This is a genomic window from Corynebacterium sp. NML120713, assembly GCF_001875735.1.
GTDB classification, from domain to species: domain Bacteria; phylum Actinomycetota; class Actinomycetes; order Mycobacteriales; family Mycobacteriaceae; genus Corynebacterium; species Corynebacterium pseudogenitalium.
In genome coordinates this window covers 185,885-209,044 of record NZ_MLCR01000005.1, presented here as the reverse complement: position 1 = coordinate 209,044, position 23,160 = coordinate 185,885, and the positions used below count along the sequence as shown (strand labels likewise).

General features: G+C 60.0%; 21 protein-coding genes. 9 read left to right on the top strand and 12 right to left on the bottom strand.

The window, feature by feature from the left end:
* Positions 1–2 precede the first annotated feature (2 nt).
* From BJP06_RS01000 to rimP, 6 genes are all read right to left on the bottom strand, one after another.
* A complete protein-coding gene (locus tag BJP06_RS01000; RefSeq protein WP_071572531.1) occupies positions 3–989 on the bottom strand; it encodes a bifunctional oligoribonuclease/PAP phosphatase NrnA in 987 nt (328 codons plus the stop codon).
* 5 nt (positions 990–994) lie between these two features.
* Positions 995–1,429 (bottom strand): 30S ribosome-binding factor RbfA, encoded by a 435-nt coding sequence (gene rbfA / locus BJP06_RS00995; protein WP_071572530.1) that lies wholly within the window; start codon positions 1,427–1,429, stop codon positions 995–997.
* Between the two features lie 136 nt (positions 1,430–1,565).
* Complete coding sequence (infB, locus tag BJP06_RS00990; RefSeq protein WP_070478896.1) at positions 1,566–4,325, bottom strand: translation initiation factor IF-2; 2,760 nt, start codon at positions 4,323–4,325, stop codon at positions 1,566–1,568.
* Between the two features lie 106 nt (positions 4,326–4,431).
* Positions 4,432–4,746, bottom strand: a complete 315-nt coding sequence (locus BJP06_RS00985; protein ID WP_071572529.1) for a YlxR family protein — start codon at positions 4,744–4,746, stop codon at positions 4,432–4,434.
* Positions 4,747–4,901: 155 nt separating this feature from the next.
* The gene (gene nusA, locus BJP06_RS00980) at positions 4,902–5,906 is read right to left on the bottom strand and encodes a transcription termination factor NusA (protein ID WP_070478894.1); all 1,005 of its coding nucleotides are present in this window, start codon (positions 5,904–5,906) and stop codon (positions 4,902–4,904) included.
* Positions 5,907–5,925: 19 nt separating this feature from the next.
* On the bottom strand, positions 5,926–6,477 hold the full coding sequence (gene rimP, locus BJP06_RS00975; protein ID WP_071572528.1) for a ribosome maturation factor RimP: 552 nt from the start codon (positions 6,475–6,477) through the stop codon (positions 5,926–5,928).
* Between the two features lie 42 nt (positions 6,478–6,519).
* Here rimP and BJP06_RS00970 point away from each other — a divergent pair, with 42 nt between their 5' ends.
* On the top strand, positions 6,520–7,335 hold the full coding sequence (locus BJP06_RS00970; protein ID WP_071572527.1) for a DUF4439 domain-containing protein: 816 nt from the start codon (positions 6,520–6,522) through the stop codon (positions 7,333–7,335).
* Positions 7,336–7,355: 20 nt separating this feature from the next.
* Here the strand turns inward: BJP06_RS00970 and BJP06_RS00965 are convergent, their stop codons facing one another.
* Positions 7,356–9,137, bottom strand: a complete 1,782-nt coding sequence (locus BJP06_RS00965; protein WP_071572526.1) for a proline--tRNA ligase — start codon at positions 9,135–9,137, stop codon at positions 7,356–7,358.
* A 30-nt stretch (positions 9,138–9,167) separates the two neighbouring features.
* Here BJP06_RS00965 and yaaA point away from each other — a divergent pair, with 30 nt between their 5' ends.
* The 3 genes from yaaA to BJP06_RS00950 are packed head-to-tail and all read left to right on the top strand — an operon-like array spanning position 9,168 to position 11,302.
* On the top strand, positions 9,168–9,890 hold the full coding sequence (gene yaaA, locus BJP06_RS00960; RefSeq protein WP_071572525.1) for a peroxide stress protein YaaA: 723 nt from the start codon (positions 9,168–9,170) through the stop codon (positions 9,888–9,890).
* Positions 9,891–10,616, top strand: a complete 726-nt coding sequence (locus BJP06_RS00955) for a DUF1648 domain-containing protein (RefSeq protein WP_071572524.1) — start codon at positions 9,891–9,893, stop codon at positions 10,614–10,616.
* Positions 10,613–11,302 carry a thermonuclease family protein gene (locus BJP06_RS00950; protein WP_071572523.1) on the top strand — a complete coding sequence of 230 codons (690 nt, stop codon included), beginning with the start codon at positions 10,613–10,615 and terminating at the stop codon, positions 11,300–11,302. The genes BJP06_RS00955 and BJP06_RS00950 overlap by 4 nt, the downstream gene beginning before the upstream one ends.
* Here BJP06_RS00950 and BJP06_RS00945 read toward each other — a convergent pair.
* The gene (locus BJP06_RS00945; protein ID WP_071572522.1) at positions 11,277–12,245 is read right to left on the bottom strand and encodes a class I SAM-dependent methyltransferase; all 969 of its coding nucleotides are present in this window, start codon (positions 12,243–12,245) and stop codon (positions 11,277–11,279) included. The two genes, BJP06_RS00950 and BJP06_RS00945, sit on opposite strands and share 26 nt — an antisense overlap.
* Before the next feature lie 87 nt (positions 12,246–12,332).
* Between BJP06_RS00945 and BJP06_RS00940 the strand changes: the two genes are divergently transcribed.
* Positions 12,333–13,541, top strand: a complete 1,209-nt coding sequence (locus BJP06_RS00940; RefSeq protein WP_071572521.1) for a protein adenylyltransferase SelO family protein — start codon at positions 12,333–12,335, stop codon at positions 13,539–13,541.
* 58 nt (positions 13,542–13,599) lie between these two features.
* Here BJP06_RS00940 and mqo read toward each other — a convergent pair whose 3' ends face one another.
* Positions 13,600–15,096, bottom strand: coding sequence for a malate dehydrogenase (quinone) (gene mqo, locus BJP06_RS00935; RefSeq protein ID WP_071572520.1), 1,497 nt, complete (start codon positions 15,094–15,096; stop codon positions 13,600–13,602).
* Between the two features lie 259 nt (positions 15,097–15,355).
* Here mqo and BJP06_RS00930 point away from each other — a divergent pair, with 259 nt between their 5' ends.
* From BJP06_RS00930 to BJP06_RS00915, 4 genes are all read left to right on the top strand, one after another.
* A complete protein-coding gene (locus BJP06_RS00930; RefSeq protein ID WP_071572519.1) occupies positions 15,356–16,360 on the top strand; it encodes an alpha/beta hydrolase in 1,005 nt (334 codons plus the stop codon).
* A 3-nt stretch (positions 16,361–16,363) separates the two neighbouring features.
* Complete coding sequence (mtr, locus tag BJP06_RS00925) at positions 16,364–17,776, top strand: mycothione reductase (RefSeq protein ID WP_071572518.1); 1,413 nt, start codon at positions 16,364–16,366, stop codon at positions 17,774–17,776.
* 344 nt (positions 17,777–18,120) lie between these two features.
* Positions 18,121–18,528 (top strand): hypothetical protein, encoded by a 408-nt coding sequence (locus BJP06_RS00920; RefSeq protein ID WP_071572517.1) that lies wholly within the window; start codon positions 18,121–18,123, stop codon positions 18,526–18,528.
* A gap of 53 nt (positions 18,529–18,581) precedes the next feature.
* Complete coding sequence (locus BJP06_RS00915) at positions 18,582–19,028, top strand: hypothetical protein (protein WP_071572516.1); 447 nt, start codon at positions 18,582–18,584, stop codon at positions 19,026–19,028.
* 131 nt (positions 19,029–19,159) lie between these two features.
* Here BJP06_RS00915 and map read toward each other — a convergent pair whose 3' ends face one another.
* The 3 genes from map to ispG all read right to left on the bottom strand — a co-directional run bounded on the left by map (position 19,160) and on the right by ispG (position 23,144).
* The gene (gene map, locus BJP06_RS00910) at positions 19,160–20,059 is read right to left on the bottom strand and encodes a type I methionyl aminopeptidase (RefSeq protein WP_071572660.1); all 900 of its coding nucleotides are present in this window, start codon (positions 20,057–20,059) and stop codon (positions 19,160–19,162) included.
* Between the two features lie 35 nt (positions 20,060–20,094).
* A complete protein-coding gene (locus tag BJP06_RS00905; protein WP_071572515.1) occupies positions 20,095–21,918 on the bottom strand; it encodes a penicillin-binding transpeptidase domain-containing protein in 1,824 nt (607 codons plus the stop codon).
* 62 nt (positions 21,919–21,980) lie between these two features.
* Positions 21,981–23,144 (bottom strand): flavodoxin-dependent (E)-4-hydroxy-3-methylbut-2-enyl-diphosphate synthase, encoded by a 1,164-nt coding sequence (gene ispG, locus BJP06_RS00900; protein ID WP_070362289.1) that lies wholly within the window; start codon positions 23,142–23,144, stop codon positions 21,981–21,983.
* Positions 23,145–23,160: the final 16 nt, after the last annotated feature.

Below are 23,160 nucleotides of genomic sequence, written 5' to 3'. Positions count from 1 at the left end.
CCTTACTCCGCAACGTAAGCGTCATGCAATGCAGCGAGAAGCCGATCTTGTACCTGTTCTTTCGTTCCTTGCGCCGAGTACCCCGCAGCTGGGCGGTGACCACCCCCGCCGAGCGCACTTGCAACGACGGAGACATCTACCTTTGTCGAGCGCAAGGAAATCCCCCACCGCTCCGAGTGGAACTGCTTGAGTACAACCCCGACGTCACTGCCAACGAGGACACGCGCGTAATCAATTACGGCTTCAACGGCAGTTTGGCTCATCGCTTGCATCGCAGCTTCATCAATACACATGAACGAAACTGTGAGATCATCGACTTGACGTGATTCCAAGCTTGCTAATGCACTACCCATCAAACGTAGGTCATCGGCCGTCATCTCGTCCGAAAGCTGCAGGGATATGTTCCTTGGATTGAGCCCGAATTCCAACAACTCTCCAGCAAGCGTATGCATTCTCGGGGAACCCCAACGGAAGTTACCTGTGTCGGTGACAAGCCCGGAATACAGGCAATAGGCTAGTTCAGCGTCTAACTCGACGCCGAGGTACGTAAACAGCTCCCGGATGATAGTCGTCGTCGATTCAGAATCGATAATGAGGTTCCGCGCTCCGAACCCGTCATTCGAACGGTGATGGTCAAGCACGATCACCCGCTCTTGCTGCGCCACAAGCTCAGATTGGTAGCATCCCGTTCGGTCTACCGAGGCACAATCAACCGTGACGATCAGCCCATCCGCTGGTAACGCTTCCCCATAGATGACCTCATCAACCCCCGGAATAGAGCGCAGGTTATTTGCGTGCGGGAATGGCTGGCCGATGTAAGCACTGGCTTCAATTCCGATCTGCCGCAATCCTCGAACAAGAGCGCACGCCGATCCAATCGCATCAGCATCGGGCTTGATATGGGCCAGCACCGCAACATTCGACGCGTTCTTAATGGCGCCAGCAACTTTGTTAAATTCGGCCTCTGCTTGGGGAAATAACAACGCCATAGTGCCTACTCTTCAATCGTCTTATACGGGTTTTCCTCACCTGCTGGCTGGGCGCTCTCTCGCAGTCGCGCCAGCTCTGCATCGCGACGACGAGCTTTCTCCATCAGCTCTTCCATCCGTGCCGAGGACTCCGGCACCGTATCAAGCTTGAACTCAATCGTAGGAGTAAAGCGGACACTCAACTGGTCGCCAACAATCTTGCGGATCTGTCCTCGGTGACGGTACAGCGCCTCTGCAGCCTGATCGTAATCCGGCTCGTCGTCGATATTCTTTCCGCGTACCGTGTAGTAGACAGTCGCATCATGTAGGTCGCCGGTCATCCGGACGTCCGTAATAGTCACCAATTCGAGGCGACGGTCTTTCACTTCACGCTCTATCGCCGAAGCGACGATCATTTGGATCTGCTTCGCCAGGCGCTGCGCGCGAGGGTTCTCTGACATTTCGTCTCCTTTACTTCATTGGCACTAAACCTCCGAACAGTCTACCCTGCTACGACGCAGCCCACTACTTCAAGAAAAGAAACGGCCCTGCTCACTTCGCGTTTGCGAAAGAGCAGGGCCGTTTTCTCTCTACCGACTAGTCGCGGGGGACTTCCACCATCTCGTATGCCTCGATGATGTCGTCGACCTGGATGTCCGGGTAGGACAGCACCATGCCGCACTCGTAGCCCTTTGCAACCTCTGTTGCGTCGTCCTTCTCGCGTCGCAGCGAGTCGATGGTCGCGTCCGAGGTAACAACATTGCCGTCGCGCACGAGGCGAATCTTCGCTCCACGCTTGACCTTGCCTTCGGTAACCATGCAGCCTGCGATGAGGCCGACAGAAGACGCCTTGAAGATCTGACGGATCTCGGCCTTGCCCAGGTCCTTCTCTTCGTAGATCGGCTTCAGCATGCCCTTCAGGGCTGCCTCGACTTCCTCGATCGCCTTGTAGATCACCGAGTAGTAACGGATCTCGACGCCCTCGTTGTTGGCTTCCTCCGTAGCCTTGCCCTCAGCACGGACATTGAATGCCACGATGACAGCGTCGGAAGCGGCCGCGAGCACGACGTTGGTCTGGGTAACAGCACCGACGCCACGGTCGATGATGTTTACCTCGACTTCGTCGTCGACCTCGATCTTGAGCAGCGCCTCCTCCAGAGCTTCCACCGAACCGGCGTTGTCGCCCTTGAGGATGAGGTTGAGCTGGCTGGTCTCCTTGAGCGCCTGATCCAGGTTCTCCAGAGAGACGCGCTTCTTGTTGCGTGCCTGCATAGCGGCGCGATGACGAGCGTCGCGCTGCGCAGCGATCTGGCGGGCAACACGGTCGTCCTCGACTACCAGGAGGTTGTCGCCTGGACCAGGAACGCCATTGAGGCCTTGTACCTGTACCGGGCGGGACGGGCCAGCCTCTTCAACGTCGTTGCCCCACTCGTCGACCATTCGGCGGACACGGCCGAAGTTGCCGCCCACAACGATGGAGTCGCCGACGCGCAACGTACCGCGCTGCACGATAACGGTGGAGACTGGGCCACGGCCACGGTCGAGGTGCGACTCGATAGCCACGCCCTGTGCATCCATGTCCGGGTTCGCCTGCAGCTCGAGAGCTGCGTCGGCGGTCAGCAAGACTGCCTCGAGCAGTTCATCGATGCCGGTGCCCTGCTTCGCGGAGATGTCGATGAACATGGTGTCACCGCCGTACTCCTCCGGAACCAGTCCGTATTCGGTCAGCTGACCACGGATCTTCTCCGGCGAAGCCTCCGGCTTATCCACCTTGTTCACTGCAACCACGATAGGCAGGTCTGCAGCCTTGGCGTGGTTGATAGCCTCAACCGTCTGTGGCATCACGCCGTCGTCAGCAGCGACAACGAGGATAGCGAGGTCGGTCGACTTCGCACCGCGGGCACGCATTGCCGTGAACGCCTCGTGACCTGGGGTATCGAGGAACGTGATCTTACGCTCAACCCCCTCGAGCTCAACGGTGGTCTGGTACGCACCGATGCCCTGGGTAATACCGCCGGCCTCGCCGCGCCCAACGTTGGCGCGACGAATTGTATCCAGCAAGCGGGTCTTACCGTGGTCCACGTGACCCATGACAGACACCACTGGTGGGCGCTGTTCAAGGTCCTCTTCGGTGCCTTCATCCTCACCGAACTGGAGGTCGAAGGACTCGAGAAGTTCGCGGTCCTCGTCCTCAGGAGAGACGATCTTAACCTCGTAGTTAATTTCGGCACCGAGTAGCTGCAGCGTCTCCTCAGGAACCGACTGCGTTGCCGTTACCATTTCACCAAGGTTGAACAGCGCCTGCACCAGGTTCGATGCTTCGGTACCGATCTTGTCAGCGAAGTCAGCCAAGGTCGCGCCCTGACGCAGACGCACAGTCTTGCCACCGCCATCGGGAAGGCGTACGCCACCGATGACGTTTGGTGCGTGCATCTCTTCGTACTCGGCCCTCTTCTGACCCTTCGACTTACGACGACGCCCTGGTGCGCCACCTGGACGGCCGAATGCACCAGCGGTTCCGCCACGACGTCCACCGCGACCGCGGAAACCGCCGCCCTGTGGGCCGCCCGGGCCGTGTCCACCACGGCCGCGGCCGTGCCCACGACCGCCACGGTTGTCCGACCCAGCCGCCTTGCGTGGCATTTGCGTTGGTGATGGTGCCGCTGCCATATCTGCTGGGGACGGACGACGGCTACCTTGACGCTGCGCGCCAGTCCCGCGACCCTGGCCCTGGTTCTGCCCTGGGCGTGGGCCACCTTGGCCACCGCGACCAGGCTGACCACCACGGCCACCCTGTGCACCGCGACCACCCGGACGTGGAGCTGGTCTTGCCCCACCAGTGTTGGAAGAAAATGGATTGTTGGCTACCCGTGGGCGGCCACCCGGCTTCGGCATCGGCCGCGGCATACCCGACGGCTTCGGTGCTGCAGGTTTCGCTGCGGCAGGCTTTGGTGCTGCAGGTTTTGCAGCACTTGGCTTCGGTGCCGCTGGCTTTGCTGCTGCAGGCTTCGGGGCAGCTGGCTTAGCAGCGCCGGGCTTTGGAGCGGCTGGTGTGGCAGCACCGGGTTTTGGTGCTGCAGGTTTTGCAGCACTTGGCTTCGGTGCCGCAGGCTTTGCTGCTGCAGGCTTCGACGCCTTACCAGCGGGCTTCGCTGCATCCTTATCCTTCGCGGATGCTTCTTCTCCGCCACCATTCTTTTGCTCGTACAGTGCCGTCATCTTCTTGACGACGGGAGGCTCAATGGTGGAGGAAGCTGTCTTTACGAATTCGCCCTCTTCCTTCAGAGTGGCGAGTAGTTCCTTGCTTGTTACGCCGAGTCGTTTTGCGAGCTCGTGTACGCGTAGCTTTCCGGGCACGTGTCTCCTCTTAGTTGGGCTAGAGGGCGGCACCGGAAACGGCGACCGGCCTCTAGACGTTGATTATGACTTTCATCGCTGATGCTGCTTCATTGTTGCGTTCTCATCAGTGTTCGGTCTTCCTTACTTCTGTTGGGTCTTTCGCCTTTTCAGCGAGGTACTTGTGTACATGACCTACGTCCGCAGGAGCGGACAGACGGAGGGCGCGAGAGAAAGCTCTACGCTCTTCCGCCAGCTTTAATGCATCCCATGTAGGGGTTATCCACGCTCCCCGCCCAGGTAATGATCGGGTGGGATCTGCAAGAACAACACCTGGAACAGTACCGTCAGCAACAACCCGGAGCAATTCCCTATCTGGAAGTTTCCGGCCTGTGGCTATACAGGTGCGACGACGGATTGAGCGTTCGCTCGCTGAAGTCATCCACACCCTTCTTCCACATACTCGACATTGCTGAACGGCTATCGCGTGGCCAACACCACGATGGGAAAATTAGCCACGGACCAGCCTACGCCACTTTGCCAAGTTTTTATAAGCGTTGTGTGAATTCCCGACACAGAGGCCAGGATCTGGCGTCGTTAATCCGCGGCTGCGTCGGAGTGGATGTCGATCTTCCAACCGGTAAGGCGAGCAGCCAGACGTGCGTTCTGCCCCTCCTTGCCAATCGCAAGTGACAGCTGGTAGTCGGGCACGGTAACACGCGCTACTTGCGCCACTGGGTCGACGACCTCGACCTTGACAACCTTCGATGGCGCCAGTGAGTTACCAACATACGTAGCCGGATCCTCTGCCCAGTCGATGATGTCGATCTTTTCCCCACCGAGCTCCTTCATCACGTTTGAGACACGCGAGCCGCGCGGGCCGATGCATGCGCCTTTCGCGTTGACACCCTTCACCGTCGCCCGTACAGCGATCTTGGAGCGGTGCCCCGCCTCACGGGCAATGCCCACGATCTCAACGGTGCCATCTGCGATTTCCGGGACCTCAAGCGCGAACAACCCGCGCACGAGCTCAGGGTGCGTGCGCGACAGGCTTACCTGCACACGACGGTCAGACTTATTGACGCCAACTACGTACGCCTTAATGCGGTCACCGTGCTTGAGCGTTTCGGAAGGGATCTTTTCTGCCGGGATGAGCAGGCCATCCTGTGGATCGGCTTCGGTTCCAAGCTGCACCACGGAGATTCCGCGTGCTTCCGCTTGCGCGTCCCGCTGCACGATGCCTGAGACAACAGTACCTTCAGCGCCGGAGTACTCCTCGTACACGCGACCAGCTTCGACGGCCAATAGCTTGCCCTTGATGGCGTCGCGCACGGCCCTCGCACCGATTCGAGAAAAGTTGACCGGGGTGGCGTCGTACTCCGAGATAATTTCGCCCTCAGCGTCGAGCTCAGAAACCATGACGGCAACGTCACCGGTTTCGGAGTCGATGTCGACGCGCGCCTTGTGGTGTTCATCCTGGGGGTGCTCCAGGTTGTCCGTGTATGCGAAGAGCAGCGCCGAGGCGATGGTCTCGAGTAGTTCGTCGAACCCAATTCCTTGCTGTGCTTCGATGTTCTTCAAGACTTGGACGTCAATATTCACTTGTCTTCCTCCGGATCCCTTACAGGGTTGCTGCTACTTCTGCTTCTTCAAACGTCGCCTCGCTGAGTTCTCGCTCAGCAGCGGGCGGCGTGTTGAACTCAATTTCTACCACCGATTTCGGCATTTCGGAAACTTCCAAGATTTGCACCGCCGGGGTCATCTTCCCTGCCTCGATCAGCGCGACCTTCGTTTCCTCGGAGTTCATCGCGCCAATGCGCCAGATAGAACTCTGGCCGTTGGTGTCGTTGAGCTTCACTAGCCGTCCGCGGTTACGACGCCAGTGGCGCGGTGCTGTGAGCGGTAAGTCGACGCCTGGGGTGGTCACTTCCAGCGTGTAGCCAGCACCGAATGAGAACGCTCCGACTTCTTCCTGTTCGTCGAGGAACTCCCCGATTTCGTTGGACACTACCTCGAGCTCGTCCAGCGTTGGACGCGCATCGGCATCAAGCGCGATGACAATCTGGGATTTCTTGCCAGCCTTCACTGCCTTGACGTGTTCGATGTCCATGTTGTGGCGTTGGGCCAGCGGCTCAATGAGTGTCTCTAGTTCTTGGGGAGTTGGAAAAGCCATGTGCCCACCATAGCGCGACGCAAACGTGCTAGCGTTTTCCCCGTGAAAAAATTGCTGGTTGCTGTTCTTGCGGTGCCGTTGTCGCTGACGCTTTCGTCGTGCGACCTTCTCGGTGTTGTCGGGCCCCGCCCCGACAAAGCAGTGCTTGGCCTTGCGCAACAGGCGACTGCGGATGCGCGCAGTCTTTCGGATCCAGCACTCGCTGAGCTTCGTGGCAAGCAGGCGGATGAGCTTTTTGGAGAGGTTGCGCGACTCTGCGGCAACATTGACGCGGAGTTGCCGCGCAGCTGCGAGTTTTCCACCGGTCCTGGTGAAGCCGTGGGTGTCAGCGACGATGCAGCTCTGCAAGAGTTCGTCGAGCAGTCCGTGACAGCTTCTTTGGAGAAGGTTCCAGCGCAGTCGCGAGACTTAGTTGCGGCGCAGGCCGTCGACATCATCGCGGCAATCGGCCCCGAACTCGACGCTGAGGACGTCGCCGCACTGCAAAACAAGGGCGATATCGAGCTTGCCAGTGCGGCGCTCAAAACAGAGTACGAGTTCCTCTATGGGCTGGGGCTGGCAAAGGCGTATGCGGATGCGCCGCTGCACGCGCGTATCGCCACGTTGGAGGACGCCTCCGATGAGCGCGTCGCGTTCCTGCGCACCGCACTGCGCGACGCTGACTCGATTCCAGTCGCAGCAGCTGGGTATCAACTCGCCCACGATGATGCGCTCAATGATGCAGCAGATGCCGAAGCGCTTGTCGACGCCCTCTCCGCCCAGCTCACCAATACCTGGAGGGGAACCGTATCCCAAGCCAGCTCTTCCGAGTGGAAACAACAAAGCCTTGTGCTTGCCGCGCACGCGCAGCAAGCATAAGGCTCCTTGCTACTGCCGAATTAGCTTTCGGCGATGAGCTGCTGCAGCTTCGCCACGACCTCACCTGCTGGGACCTCGAGGGTTTCGCCGCCGCGGATGCGCAGCTCGACAATGCCGTCGGCGAACGAGCGTCCAAGGATCACAAGGAATGGCATGCCGAGCAATTCGGCATCCTTGAACTTGACGCCTGGGGACACCTTTGGGCGGTCGTCGTAAAGTACTTCGATGCCCTTGTCGCTGAGTTCCTGCACGAGGGCGTCTCCAGCCTCCATGGCTGCCTTGTCCTTGTTCGCGACGGCAACGTGTACCTGGTACGGCGCGACTGCAACTGGCCACACGAGGCCCTTCTCGTCGTGCTTCTGCTCCGCGACGACGGCCATCATGCGGGAGATGCCGATGCCGTAGGAACCCATGGTAGGGACAGCGCGCTTGCCATTTTCGTCCAGGATCTGCACATCCATTGCCTCGGTGTACTTGCGACCAAGCTGGAAGATATGGCCCAGTTCGATGCCACGGGCAAGCTTCACTGTGCCGTTGCCGGACGGTGAGGGGTCGCCTTCCTTGATCTCGGCGGCTTCGATGAACCCGTCAACGGTGAAGTCGCGGCCGGCAACGAGGCCGACGACGTGCTTCTGAGGAGCGTCTGCACCGGTGATCCACGCGGAACCTTCCACCACGCGCGGGTCCGCGAGGACGCGTACACCGTTGGCTTGCAGTGCGCGTGGCCCGACGTAGCCCTTCACCAGGAAGTCGCTCTTGGTGAAGTCCTCGTCGCTGGCCAGCTCAAACGTCGCTGGTTCCAGGGAAGCTTCCAGGCGCTTTTCGTCGAGCTCGCGATCGCCCGGGATCACAACGCCGACGAGCTGCGGGCCGACCGGCTTCCCGTTGTCGTCGAGCACGCGTGGGTCGTCGACCTTGATCATCATGCACTTCAGGGTGTCGGAGGCTTCGGCAGGGCGGCCGTCGATAAGCACTCCTGCTTCTTGCGCCCATTCCACGAGTGCCGCGATGGTCTCGGAAGCTGGGGTGTCGTGCTCGACGGCCTCCGGCAGCCCTTCAATCGGGCGTGGTTCAGGTGCAACCGTGGTCACTGCCTCAACGTTGGCGGCGTAATCTCCCGCGGTCGACACAGCAAAGGTGTCCTCGCCGTTCTCGGAGTACGCAAGGAACTCCTCGGATGCGGAGCCACCCATCGCTCCGGAGGTTGCCTTGCAGATCTCGTAGCGGATGCCAACGCGGTTAAAGATGCGCTGGTAGGTCTCGCGATGCTTGGCGTACGAGTTGTCCAAGCCTTCGTCCGACATGTCGAAGGAGTAGGAGTCCTTCATCACGAACTCGCGGCCGCGGAGAATCCCGGCGCGTGGGCGTGCTTCGTCGCGGTACTTGGTCTGGATTTGGTAGAGCGTGACCGGGAAGTCCTTGTAGGAGGAGTACATGTCCTTAACTGCTGCAGTGAACATCTCTTCGTGGGTTGGGCCAAGCAGCATGTCGGCGCCCTTGCGATCCTGCAAGCGGAAGAGGTCGTCGCCGTATTCGGTCCAGCGATTGGTCAGCTCGTATGGTTCGCGTGGAAGAAGCGCCGGGAACAACAGCTCTTGTGCGCCCATGCTGTTCATTTCTTCACGGACGATGCCCTCGATCTTGCGCAGCGTGCGAAGCCCGAGGGGCAGCCAGCTGTAGACGCCCGGCGCGGCGCGACGGACGTAGCCTGCTCGGACGAGCAGTTTGTGGCTAGGGACTTCGGCATCGGCGGGGTCCTCGCGCAGTGTGCGCAGGAATAGCTCTGACAGGCGTGTAATCATGGGGCATATCTTAGCGCTAGGGTGAGTTGCATGTTGATCCTGCTCCCTCCTTCCGAGACGAAGGCGCCCGGCGGCGAGCGCGACGCCATGTCTGTCTCCTTCCCTGCCCTTGATTCGGTGCGTGCTTCACTTTTCGACGACCTCTCCGCAATGGACGTAGACGAGATGATGGGGCTGCTCAAGATCCCGAAGACGAAGCGGGAGGAGGCGGTGGAGAATCAGTCGCTGCGCACTGGCCCGGTGATGCCTGCGATTTATCGCTATACGGGGGTGCTGTATGACGCGCTGGTTCCTGAGACGTTGCCGGATGATGCGATTCGCCGTTTGGCGGTTGGCTCGGCGCTGTTCGGTGTTGTGCGTGCTGGTGACATGATTCCGCGCTACCGGGTCTCGGCCTCGTCGAAGGTGCCTGCTGCGGATGGGTCGCTGCCGACGATGCGGGCGCGCTGGGGATCAGCGATTTCGGAGGCGCTTGCGCAGGAGCCGTTCGTGGTGGATATGCGCTCTGGCGCGTACGAGAAGCTGGGGCCTGTCGATGGCGCGGTGACGGTCCGGGTGGAGTCCGTTGCCCCGGATGGGTCGCGCAAGGTGGTCAGCCACTTTAATAAGCACTACAAGGGGCTGCTGGCCAGGGCGCTGGCGTGCGGGCCGGAGGTGGCGTCGATAGGCGAGGTCGCCGAGGTTGCCGAGGCCGCGGGTTATGCTGTCGAGGTTCATGGTTTGGTGCTGACGCTTGTGGTGGAGGAAACGTAGATGGGTGCGCCGGTGAACTGGAAGCCGTGGGGTGTTGCTGTCATTGTGCTGCTGGCGCACGTGGCGCTGTTGCTGCTGTACTGGGACAGTATTCCTGACCCTGTTGCGACGCATTTTGACGCGTCGGGCCAGGCGGATAGTTGGGAGCCGAAGACGATGCTGCACGTGCTGATGATGCCGCTGGTTTCGGTGGCGACTGCCCTGTTGATGTTTGCATGCCTTCCCCCACGTGAGCTCGCACAGCCGCAGCCGGTTCCTGGAAGCGCCTCCGTGCCGTACTCCGTGAGTGTTGCGCAGCGAGTGGAACAGCTTGTGCACATTACCTGGCGCTTCATGGGGTGGTTCGCAGTGGCGATTGCTGTCGCGTTTCTGGTCAGCGACGCCACGACGCGCCTTCCAGCGTTTGCCCACATGCAGTGGCTTGCCCCCGCTATTTGGGTGGCGTTCACCATCCTGGTTGTCGCGGGAAGCCTCATCTTGATGGTGCGGCTGACGTCCTCGAAGAAGATCGAACCCGATGCGGAGGAGATGGACCGCGCTGATGACGAGTTTCTCGTGGGCATGTACAACGACCCGAACGATCCGATGGCCGCAATATCGATTTCGTCTCGCCCGACTCGCATCATCATCAACCGTGGGCAGCGGCTGGGCAAGCAGTATTTAATGCGGATGGTGGTCTCGATCGTGGTGTACACGCTCTTCACCGTGCTGGTGGCCATGCTATGAAAAAGGTGTTTGGGCTCCTCGCTGCGATTGTGCTGCTCGCTGTCGGCAGCTGGGTCTGGCAGCAAGTCGATGCCCCGGAAGTACGCGTAGCGAGCGTCGTCGATGGCGACACAATCGTTGTCGACGGCCCCGCTGGGCAAGAGCGCGTTCGCCTGCTCGGGATTGACACTCCGGAGCGTGGCGAGTGCTTAGCTGACGACGCAACCCGGCGTCTCGAGGAGCTCCTCCCCGAAGGCACGGGCGTACGCCTCGAATACGACCAGGAGCGCACCGACCGCTACGGGCGCACACTTGCCGGAGTGTTTCGCGACGGCCAATTCGTCAACGCCGTGATGGTGTCCGAGGGGCTTGCCCGCGTCGTCGAGTACGCGCCGAACACGAAGTTCACGCAGCGCCTCGAGGCAGAAGCCGCACCCGCAGTGCGCGATTCCCTCGGCATCTACGGGCTGGGGCCCGAGTGCTGGTTCACCGAGCCCACGCAACAGGTGACGTTGGAGATGCTCACCACCGGCATCGAGGAGCTCGAGCGCTCCCCCGGTGACCGCGGGCTTGCCGGCCTCTGCCAGCACTACGTCGACGCACTGCGCGACAGCGTGAAGCGCACGCGAAACTTCACGTTCCGCGAGCCCGCCATGGAGTACCTCGACGAACAGCAACGCCTTATCGACGAGCTGTCAACACCGTAAACTTCGAGTTCCTCGCCACCTGCTCCACCTGTGCAAAACGCTTCGCGACCTGGGCACGGTACGGCAGGTGCGAGTTGAACACTATGAAGAGCTGACCGCCCGGTTTCAACAGGCGATGCGATGCGTTCAGCAGATGCTCCACCAGCGTCGTGTCCACGGTCGTGCCCGCGTGAAATGGAGGGTTGAGCGCCACGGTGTCGAAGGAGGCGTCGGCAAACTTGCTTCCGGCATCATCCCAAGTCGCGTCAATACCGATCGCGCGGGCGGAAAGCACCGCGTCCACATCAGCATCCGTGGCACACACCTCCCCCTCAAGCCCCTTCGAAACAGCCCCATTGCCGCAACCGAGGTCCAATAGCGCGCCGGGGGCGTCCGGAAGACACGACCGCAGCAACTGCCCGCCGTAGTCCGCCCGCGCCCCCGCGAAGACGCCTCCGATGGCAACGAACCCGTTTTCTTCTACCGGCGTGTAGGACACAGGCTTTGGGTCACGCGCCGCGAGGCAGCGGAATTTACCTCTACCCCGCGTGGCGTGCACCTCAACGAAGGACTGCGCCAGCACACCATTCATGGTGCGGCTCAGGTGCTTGTTGTTCGCCCCCAACACGACGTCCGCCTGCGTAAACCCTGCGCCCGCGATACTGCGCGCGAGGTAGTCAAGGCGCGCGAGCGACTTCGGCATCTCTCCCAACGCAACGCACGAACCGGACAACCCCGCCAGGTACTCGTCGAGGCGCTGATCACCGACGACCTCTGCGCCCAACGCTGCTGCTTGCCGGCAGCGGGAGTAGTCCGTGTCCGCGACGACGACACGCTTCCCGCTTTCCACCCCGGCACGCACAAGCGCCCCGGTCGGGTCGTTGCACACGATGAGCATGTCGGCTGACTCGAACCCCTCGAGTTCACTCGCCTGCTCCCAGATCAGCCGGTCAAGCGCGCGCACGGCCACTTACCTCCCACTGCGTCAACACCAGGTACTGCTGCATGTTCTCTCCTTTTGCTCCTTGCCCAGACAGTTTAGGCTGTTGGCATGCATTACCCCGAGCTCCACCAACACTTTGCGGAAACACTCCCAGGCATGGTCGGCACGGTGGCGCCCACGCACTTCCCCAACGCCCAGGTGAGCTACCTCAACGAGTCAGTCGCGTCCGAGCTCGACCTCGACACGGAGTGGCTCCGAAGCGATGAGGGCATCGCCTGGATGACAGGTGCGACGGGCGGCGTTGCAACCGCCTACGCAGGCCACCAATTCGGCGCGTTCGTGCCCCTGCTTGGCGACGGCCGCGCAACCCTCCTCGGCGACCGCAACGGGTACGAGATCCAGCTCAAGGGAAGCGGGCGCACCCCTTTCTCCCGCCCGGGCTCCGACGGGAAGGGCCCACTGACCGCAATGCTGCGCGAGTACCTGGTCTCGGAGCATATGCACGCGATCGGTGTTCCAACCACACGCGCACTGGCCGTTATCAGTACCGGGGAGACGATCATGCGCAACAGTGGCCCCGTTCCAGCAGGCATCGTGGTCCGCGTCGCGCGCTCCCACCTACGCGTTGGCTCGGTGCAGTACGCAGCAACTCAGTCCCATGAACTCTTGGAAGCCGTCGTGCACGCCGCGGGTTTCGATGCTGCGGAAAGGCTGCTGGAAGGGGTTGTCGACAAGCAACTTGAACTGGTAGCGCAGTGGATGCGCTACGGGTTCGTGCACGGCGTCATGAACACGGACAACACCGCGCTCAGCGGCGAAACCATCGACTACGGCCCCTGCGCTTTCACCCAAGGGTTTGACCCGCACTCATGCTTCTCATCCATCGATCGGCATGGGCGCTACTGCTTCGGAGCCCAGCCAAACGTGATCGCATGGAATCTAGTGCGACTCGCGGAAGGGCTCTTGCCACTGATGCCGGAATCGCGGGCCAACGAGATCCTTACCACTATCCCTGAGCGCTGGGAGGGCGCCACCAAGCGCTGGTTCGGACCGGAAGGCCTCGATGCGGCAGTAGGTGTCGACGACCTCGCCGCCTACAACCGTAAACACGGCGTCAACGGACGCCCAGGTCCGTTGTATGTGCCGAAAAACTTCGCGCTCCAAGAGGCACTCGACGCGGTCGAGCACGATGGCGACTACAGACTGTTGACCGCTTTGCTCCAGGCAGTCACCCACCCGTACGACACGGATGCCGGGGAGCAGTGGATGCTCGAGAAGGAACCTGACAGCGCATTCACCACGTTCTGCGGAACGTAAAAAGCCGCACGGCGCCGGTACAACCGGAAACCGTGTGGCCAATACTTTCAAGCGGTTACTACGCCTGCAGACCAAGCGTCTTTTGCGTCCACTCCCACTGCTTCTCATACGCTGCCTTGTCGTCGCGCAGCGATACGCCGTAGGTCGGGAACATTTCGTGCAGCTTGTCGCCCCAAGAGACCATGCGCTCGCCGAAGCAGCGTTCCAGCAGCTCAATCATCGCAGCCGGGGTAATCGACGCACCCGGCGAAGCGCCCAAAATACCCGCGATCGTGCCGTCCTGGTCGTTGACCAACGCGGTACCGAATTCGAGGGAACCGAACTTCGGCGCGCGTGCTGGCTTGATCACCTGGACACGCTGGCCTGCGACTGCAACGTCCCAGTCAGCCGGGTTGACCTCCGGGTAGTACTGGCGCAGCACGTCAATCTTGCCGTCGAAGTCGCGGAAGACTTCCTCCACCAGGTACTTCACCAGGCCGATGTTTGAGGCCGCAACACCGAGATAAGAAGGAATGTTGTCAGGGCGGATCGACTTGAACAGGTCCAGGTAGGAACCCTTCTTCAAGAACTTCGGGCTCCAACCACCGTACGGGCCGAACAGCAAGGACTGCTCACCGTCAACAACGCGCAGATCGAGGTGCGGCACAGACATCGGAGGAGCACCCACCTTTGCCTTGCCGTATACCTTGGCCTGGTGCTGCGCGACGAGCTCCTGGTTGTTGGTCCGCAGCCACATGCCGGAAATCGGGAACCCGGCGTAACCGTGCACTTCCGGCACGCCTGCCTTACGCAGCAAGTCAAGGGCGTAGCCGCCTGCTCCTACGAATACGAAGCGTGCACGTGCGACATGCTTATCCCCAGTGCGCACGTTGCGAACGGTGACGTTCCACAGCTTGCCCTCACGTTTCAGGTTGAGCACCTCGTGCCCGTAGTGGATCTGCGTGCCAGCCTTCGCAGAGGCGTCGAAAAACTGGCGGGTCAGCGCGCCATAGTTAATGTCGGTGCCTGCGTCCATCCAGGAAATCGCCACCGGCTCAGCACCAAAGTCACGACCTTTGGCCATCAGCGGAAGCTTCTCAGCAAACTTGTCTTCCGCTGCCGAAAAATCCATGCCCGGGAACATGTGGTTCGCTGACAGCGTCTCGTAGCGGCGACGCAGGTAATCAATCTGGTCCTGACCTTGTGCGAACGATACGTGTGGCACTGGGTGGATGAACTCGCTCGGATCCCCCAGCTTGCCGTTTTCAATTTGATGGGACCAAAACTGGCGCGCAGTCTGGAACTTCTCATTAATCGCAAGCGCCTTCGTGATCTGAATCTGGCCATTCTTTTCAGGCGTGTAGTTCAGTTCGCAAAGCGCAGAGTGCCCGGTTCCCGCATTGTTCAGCGGGTACGAAGACTCCTGTGCTGGCCCCTCAAGTCGCTCATACACCGCTTGGGTCCACTCCGGCTCCAGCTCCCGGATCATTGCTCCCAGCGTGGCACTCATAATTCCGGCGCCGATATGCAGTACGTCAACTTCATCAACGTACTGGATGTTGCCCGTCTCAGACATTCGTATTATTCCCTCTTCGATCCATATCGTTGTACGAGTGCAACGCACATTTCAGGCGGGTGCGTAACCTCTCTAACCATACGCTTGTTAGCTGAACAGTTTCCACCTTACGTTACCCCTTGTGTCCACATTTTGTTTTTGCTTCATGTGCACAGTCACCCCACCCCCTACACCCGCCCCCACCCCCTAGACCAAATAGCTCTTGTCCCCACCCCAGCGCACCCAAGCAAGCTTTCGGCCAGTCGGTTACCATTCCTACATGGCCAAAACTAGCAACAACCACTGGCAACCGGACGTATTGGGGGAAGGATTTGAGCAACTAACGCTCCCCCTTGGAGAGGACCCGGATACCCACCAACCAGTCGTCGCGACACTCGTAAGAATGAGCCCAACGCCTCCGCCCAAGCCTGGACAACCAGCCTTACTGTGGATTCACGGCATGTCCGATTACTTTTTCCAGGATCATGTGGCCGAACACTTCCACGAACAGGGTTATCCATTTTATGCACTCGACCTTCGTCGCTGCGGGCGCTCTCGGCAGCGAGGTGAGCGCTGGCACTACACCCGGGACATGTCCCACTACTTCCCCGAAATCACAAAGGCGGTGCAGTACGTAGCCCAGGGACACGGCCAGGTGGTCCTACTCGCGCACTCTACGGGTGGGCTTATCGCGCCTCTGTGGGCCGACGAGATGCGCCGTAACAACCCCGAAGTCCACGATCTAATAGCGGGCATCATTCTGAACAGCCCCTGGCTTGACCTACAGTTCCCGAAAGCGCTGACGACGGCATTCAAACCAGTCATTAATATTCTTGGCCGCGTGGTCCCACTGCTCCCGCTCCCCGGCGGAAGTCTTACGGCCTACGGTAAATCTCTCCACTACGAGGATCATGGTTCATGGTCCTTCGACAAGCAGTGGAAACCGATCTCCGGGCATCGGAAATATTTCGGCTGGATGCGCGCTGTACTCCAGGCGCAGGCAAAGATTCACTCGGGAACGGTCAACGCTGGTGTTCCAACGCTGGTCCTGCATTCCTCGCATTCTTTTTTGAAAAACGAATACACCCCAGCTGCTGATACCGCGGATACCATCTTGGACGTCGACCAGATCAGCTACTGGGCGCCCCACGTCGCCGACGACACCACCACCGTCGCCATCGATGGCGCCCGCCACGACGTCTTCCTTTCCGAGCCTTACTCGCGCACAGCTGCCTACCGCGCGTCCATCCAGTGGCTGCAGACCCTCACAACACCTAAGGAGTAACCAATGAGCATTCACGTAGACGAGCATTTTGACCTCATTATTATCGGCACCGGGTCCGGCAACTCGATCCTTACCCCAGAGTTCGACGACAAGAAGGTTGCCATCGTCGAGAAAGGCACCTTCGGTGGCACGTGCCTCAACGTCGGCTGCATTCCGACAAAGATGTATGTTCTCGCCGCAGACGCCGCATACCAGGCCCGCACGTCCAAGAAGCTCGGCATCGACTTGGAATACCGTGGCGTCGATTGGCCCTCAATCGTCGACCGTGTCTTCACCGAGCGCATCGACAAGATTGCCGAGGGTGGCGAAGCCTACCGCCGCGGCGACGAGTGCCCCAACGTCACCGTCTTCGACCAGCACGCAAGATTCGTCGCCCCAAAGACAATTTCCACTGGCATCGGCAACGAAGCACGCACGATCTCCGCGGATCAGATTGTGATCGCCGCAGGATCGCGCCCCTTCATCCCCGAGTGGGCAAAGGCAGTTCCGTTCCACACGAACGAGGACATCATGCGCCTGCCAGAGCTACCTAAGTCACTGACTATCGTGGGCGGCGGCTTCATTGCGATGGAGTTCGCCCACGTCTTTGATGCCCTCGGCACCAAAGTCACGGTGGTCAACCGCTCACCGTTCCTTCGCACGCTAGATGAGGACATCACCCAGCGCTTCAATAAGCTTGCCCAAGAGCGTTTCGACGTCCACTTCGGCACCGTCCGCGAGGCCCAGCACAACGAAGACGGCATAGCGCTGACTCTTGACGACGGCACCACCATCACCAGCGAGCACCTCCTGATTGGCATGGGCCGTATCCCGAACGGCGACCAGATGTCGCTCGAGGCATCGGGCATCGATATGGAAGATGACAGTCGCGTGGCCGTCGATAGTTACGGGCGCACCACCTGCCCGGGCGTGTGGGCACTCGGTGACGTGTCCTCCCCGTATCAGCTCAAGCATGTAGCTAACGCGGAGATGCGTGCCGTGCGCCACAACCTACTGGCGGCGATGAATGGCGCCCCAGAATCCGAGTACCGCACCATGCCACACGAGCATGTCCCATTCGCCGTCTTCACCGAGCCACAGATCGCCACAGTTGGCCTCACGGAGAAGGAGGCCCAAGACGCAGGCTACGACGTCACCGTGAAGCAGCAAAACTATGGTGACGTCGCCTACGGCTGGGCACTCGAGGACACCTCAGGCATCGTAAAGCTTGTCGCCGACAAGAAAACTGGGAGACTCCTGGGAGCCCAACTTATTGGTCCGCAGGCCTCAACGCTCGTCCAGCAACTGATCACGATCATGGCGTTCGACATGGACCTTCGAGAGGTTGTACGCAAGCAGTACTGGATCCACCCCGCTCTGCCGGAGGTCATCGAAAACGCGATTCTTGGTCTTGACCTTGTATTTATTGGTGACTAAACCTTACCGCCACCCCAAAATGGGGTGGAGACGAGATCAGGCAAGGCACACCTATTTAACGTGCATATTTCCCCAGGTGGCCGTACCACGTGTAACGCATGTGACACGCGCGACGATTCCCCTGTTGGTGCAACAGGCGATACGCGGGCTTACTGAAAGTTCTCTCACGGATTTTTTGGGATAACTTGTGCAATCTTGCCCGCGTTGGTCTAAAGTAGGTCACCGACACCGGGCAGAGTCCACATGGGGCTTGCTATCGGTCCTAGGACCTTCACAGGTTCTGGATTTCTCCGAACTTCCACCCGGACGTCTTGTAAGTATCTATCAGAGAAGGATTTCGTTTCATGCGTAATTTCCGTAAGGCAGCCCTCGCAGGCGCTACCGCTGTCGCTGTAGCATTCGGCTCCGCAACCGTCGCTATTGCTGAAGAGTCCACTATCGCTACCCCAACCCCGACCGTCAACGTCGCTCCGGACAAGCAGATCGACAAGAACAAGAACCTCGGTGGCTCTTCCACCAAGATCGGCCACAAGCTGGGCGCTTGGGAGAAGGACGAGAACGGCAAGGTTCAGGCCAAGGGCGCTAACGCTAAGGCTCTGTTCGGCATCAAGAAGGAGGGCTTTGGGGACCAGCCAGTGTGGGCGCAGATCGGCTACGTCCTCACCGTGTTCACCTCCGTCGCTGCAGCAGTCGGCCTGATCGTTGGACCTGCATACAACTTCGTTGTTCACGGTCTGCCAGCAGCCAAGTAAGTAATCGCGGATTTCCGCAACTGAATCAATAAATTTCGAAAGAAGGAAACTCAATGCGTAACTTCCGCACCGCAGCTGTTGCTTCCGCAACCGCACTGACTGTCGCTCTTGGCGGCATTGCTACCGCTTCCGCAGCAGAGAAGACCGATACTCCTGCAAAGCCAGAGACCGTCCCAACCGCCACCGAGACGCCTAAGCCTAAGGCTGACCGCCAGGTAATCTTCACGGGCAAGCAGGAAGGCGACAAGGAAGCCGGCAAGGTCATCTCCGAGGGCACCAAGGGCCTGTTCTCTGGCGCTGGTTCCTCCCACTACTACGATGACACCGACAAGCCTTTCTACGCCACCGATGCGTTCGGTAAAGAGACTGACGCTGCGGCTGTCCCTCAGTGGGCACGCGCTTGGATTGACGGCACCGTCATCGCTGGCATCGGCGCACTGGTTGGCCTGATCATCGCTGGCTTCAACTTCGCTTCCTACAACGGCCTGATCAAGCTCTAAGATCTGCCTCCTAGGAAACGCCACTGCCCTGTCGCAACACGCGGCAGGGCAGTTTTCTATTCGGCAAAATAAAACCGCGGCTGGTACCTTACGACAAGCACCAGCCGCGGTTTAGCGCGTTCAGGAGCTGTTTATGCTCCCAACATCAGCTGGCCCTCAGCAACGTCCTTATCCGGAATGGTGAGGATCTCGTTGCCGTCCTCGGTAATCACCAAGGTGTGCTCGAACTGGGCGGTGAACTTACCGTCGCGGTTTTGCACAGTCCAACCGTTATCCCAAATGTCGTACGGAAGCGCGCCGAGATTGATCATCGGTTCGATAGTCAGCGTCATTCCTGGCTCCAGGATGTCCCGGTAGGCATCGGAGTCGTAGTGGAGAACCACGAGTCCGTTGTGGAACGTTGGGCCAACACCATGACCAGTGAAGTCGGTGACTACGTTGTAGCCAAAACGCTTCGCATAAGACTCGATGACCCTGCCAATCACGTTGATCTCACGGCCAGGCTTCGCAACCTTGATACCGCGCATCATCGCCTCGTACGTGCGCTGGACCAGATCCTTATGCTCCTGGGAGACATCGCCGGCGAGGAACGTCGCATTCGTATCACCGTGCACACCGTTCTTATACGCGGTGACGTCGATGTTGACGATGTCGCCATCCTCAATCACGGTGGTATCCGGGATGCCATGGCACACGATCTCGTTGAGAGACACACAGCAGGACTTCGGGAAGCCACGGTAGCCAAGCGTGGACGGGTACGCGCCGTGGTCAAGCATGTACTCGTGGGCAACGCGGTCGATCTCGTCAGTCGTCACGCCGGGCTTGACTGCTGCACCCGCAACCGCCAGTGCATTTGCGGCGATCTTGGAGCTCTCGCGCATCTTCTCGATCGTCTCGGCGTCCTGCACGTACGGTTCGCCGATGTTTTCCTGTACGTCGTCTTTCCAGGCGTATTCCGGACGCTCAATGTCCTTGGGTACTTTCCGGATCGGAGTGGACGCTTGTTGTTGTAGTTTTCCTCGTTTGCTCATGCGCCCCATAGTAGTACCTGCCTACTGAGGTCGAACTAACCCCCGCGCGACTGGTCAAGATTCACCAGCATCGAGTTCGTCAGCGCGACTGCTGCCTCCGAGCCGCCGCCAAGCACGACCAGGGCTGCGAACGCTATATCGTCGTCAACTCGGTAGCCGGTAAACCACGAATGGGAACCCTGGTTGATTTCGGCCTCACCGGTTTTGCCACGGATATCACCACCGGCGGTCATTCCTGCCGCCGTACCACCCGGGGCTGTCACGGCCGCCATCATTTCCTGGAGCTGGTGCCATGCCTCATCCGGCATACGAGGCGCAGACTCGCTCAGCTCGGTCTCCTGTCCCTTAATCAGGTACGGGGTCGGCATTGACCCATTCGCAGCTGATGCGGCCACAAGTGCCATGCCGAACGGGCTTACAAGGTCGTGGCCCTGCCCGTATCCGGCCTCTGTTCGGTCGAGTGGCTCCTCGCCTACCGGGATGGAGCCGGTGATGGTCTCCAGGCCAGGGATCTTCATATCGAGTCCAAGCCCGAACTGCTTGCCGATATCCCGAAGTTCACCAGGGGCGAGCTTCGTCGAAATGTCGGCGAATGTCGTGTTGCACGAGTGCGCAAATGCCGACTGTAGTGAGACGTTGCCGAGGGAGAATCCGGCGTAGTTCGTCACGGTCCTGCCGTACAGGTTCATGGTTCCCGGGCAGGGCACGGTACTACCCGGAGTAAGGGCCTGGCGCTCGAGGCCCGCCGCAGCTGTGATGATCTTAAACGTTGAGCCTGGCGGGTACTGGCCCATCGTCGCAAGGTTGCCCTCACGGTCAGCCTCCCGCGTCTGCGCAACAGCAAGCACCGCGCCATTGGACGGGCGGATAGCAACAATCATCGCCTGTCGTCCGGCATACGGCTCGAGCGCCCGCTCTGCAGCCAGCTGCACGCTGTGGTCCAGGCTGACCTCAATCGCGGGTGCAGGAGCCGGGGCGTGGCGTTCAATATCCTCCAGCACCGCGCCGTGCTCGTTGACCACGCTCACGCTCCAGCCGGCATCACCAATCAAGTCATCACGAACGAGCTCACCAACGCGAGCGAGCATATCCGGCGCGAAATCCGGCTCGATATTCACCATCGCCGCTTCCTCGTTGATGCGCACTCCCGGCACGGAGCTAAACGCAGCCTTGGCGGCATCACCGAATTCGGCCGGCACCATCGCAACTGAGTACGTGCCCTGAGCCTGAAGGAGGCTGTTCTCTAGTTCATCCGCGGGAATCTCGGGCACCGCGGAAGACTTGCCACGGGCATCTTGGAGGAATGCAGAAATCCGGCGAGCGGTGTCCGGGATGTCGCGCACGGCGTGCTTTTCCACCAGGATGCGGAACGCTGTCCCGGGTCGCAGCAGTTCTACCCCATCGGAAGAAACGACGCTCGCCTTAGATGCAGCTACGGAACGCAGCTCCAAGTGTTGCTGCGCGCCCAGGCGCGGATGCAAAATGCTGGGCTGCCAACGAACGGTCCACTTCTCGCCAATCTGGGTCAGCGTCATGTGCGAGTCATACTCGACCGTGCGTTCTTTCGGCAGGCCCCACTTCAAGTGGTACGAGACGGTAGCTAGGTTGTCACTCTGGTTAACGTCGTTGATCGTCGCCTCCAGCGCCTCAGCTTGGAGCCCTTCGACCGTTTCTTGGAATGATGCGTTGGCGTCGGAGGGGACGTCGACAAGATCTTGAAAATTAGACCCGTCAAGACTCACGAGGGCGTCAAGAAACTCACGAGCGACGGGCTCAACATCATTCGGGCGCGGTGTGCAGGCAGTGGCCAGCGCGCCCGTAAAAACTACGCTTAGGAGCAAAGCGAGGAGACGTTGCATGGACCTAAAGTACCAAGACCACAGCGAAACGTCGCCTCCGCCACTCCCCGCGAGCAGACTATCTAGCGCGTAACCTTGACTTCCGCGCGTGCGCCCTCGACCTCCTCGAGGCCTTCTTCCTCAGCGATACGCTGAGCGTGGGCGATAAGGGTCTCAACGATCTTCGACTCTGGAACAGTCTCAACGACCTCGCCCTTCACAAAGATCTGTCCCTTGCCGTTGCCAGAAGCCACGCCTAAGTCAGCGTCGCGAGCCTCACCAGGTCCGTTCACAACGCAGCCCATGACGGCGACGCGCAGCGGGTACTCCATGCCCTCGAGACCTGCAGTCACTTCCTCAGCGAGCTTGTACACATCCACCTGTGCGCGGCCACAGGACGGGCAGGAGACAATCTCAAGCTTTCGCGGGCGCAGGTTCAGCGACTGCAAAATCTGGTCGCCGACCTTGATCTCCTCCACCGGGTCCGCAGAGAGCGAAACGCGAATCGTGTCGCCGATGCCCTGTGAAAGCAGCGCACCAAATGCGACGGAGGACTTAATAGTGCCCATGAACTTCGGGCCGGCCTCAGTCACGCCGAGGTGCAACGGGTAGTCGGTCTTCTCGGCGAGCTGGCGGTAAGCCTCAACCATGAGAACCGGGTCAGAGTGCTTCACGGAAATGGCGATATCGCCGTATCCGTACTCCTCGAACAGGCCAGCCTCATAGATCGCGGATTCAACCAACGCCTCAGGGGTGGCCCGGCCATACTTCTCCAGCAGGCGCTTATCGAGCGAGCCACCGTTGACACCAATGCGAATCGGGATACCAGCGTCCCCTGCAGCCTTAGCGACTTCCTTCACACGACCATCAAACTCTTTAATGTTGCCCGGGTTCACTCGCACGGCAGCACACCCGGCATCGATCGCTGCGAAGATGTACTTCGGCTGGAAGTGGATGTCGGCAATCACCGGGATAGGTGACTTCGCCGCAATCGCTGGAAGAGCATCTGCGTCAACGGTCTTCGGGCAGGCAATGCGCACAATGTCACAGCCCGCGGTAGCCAGCTGCGCGATCTGCTGCAGCGTAGCGTTAATGTCGTGCGTCTTCGTCGTGGTCATGGACTGGACCGTGATCGGGTGATCCGACCCAACTCCCACACCGCCAACCATCAGCTGACGAGTCTTTCGACGAGGTGCGAGCGTTGGCGCTGGGCCTTCAGGAATACCTAAACCGATGGGAAGATTCATAGTTGCTTACTCTAGC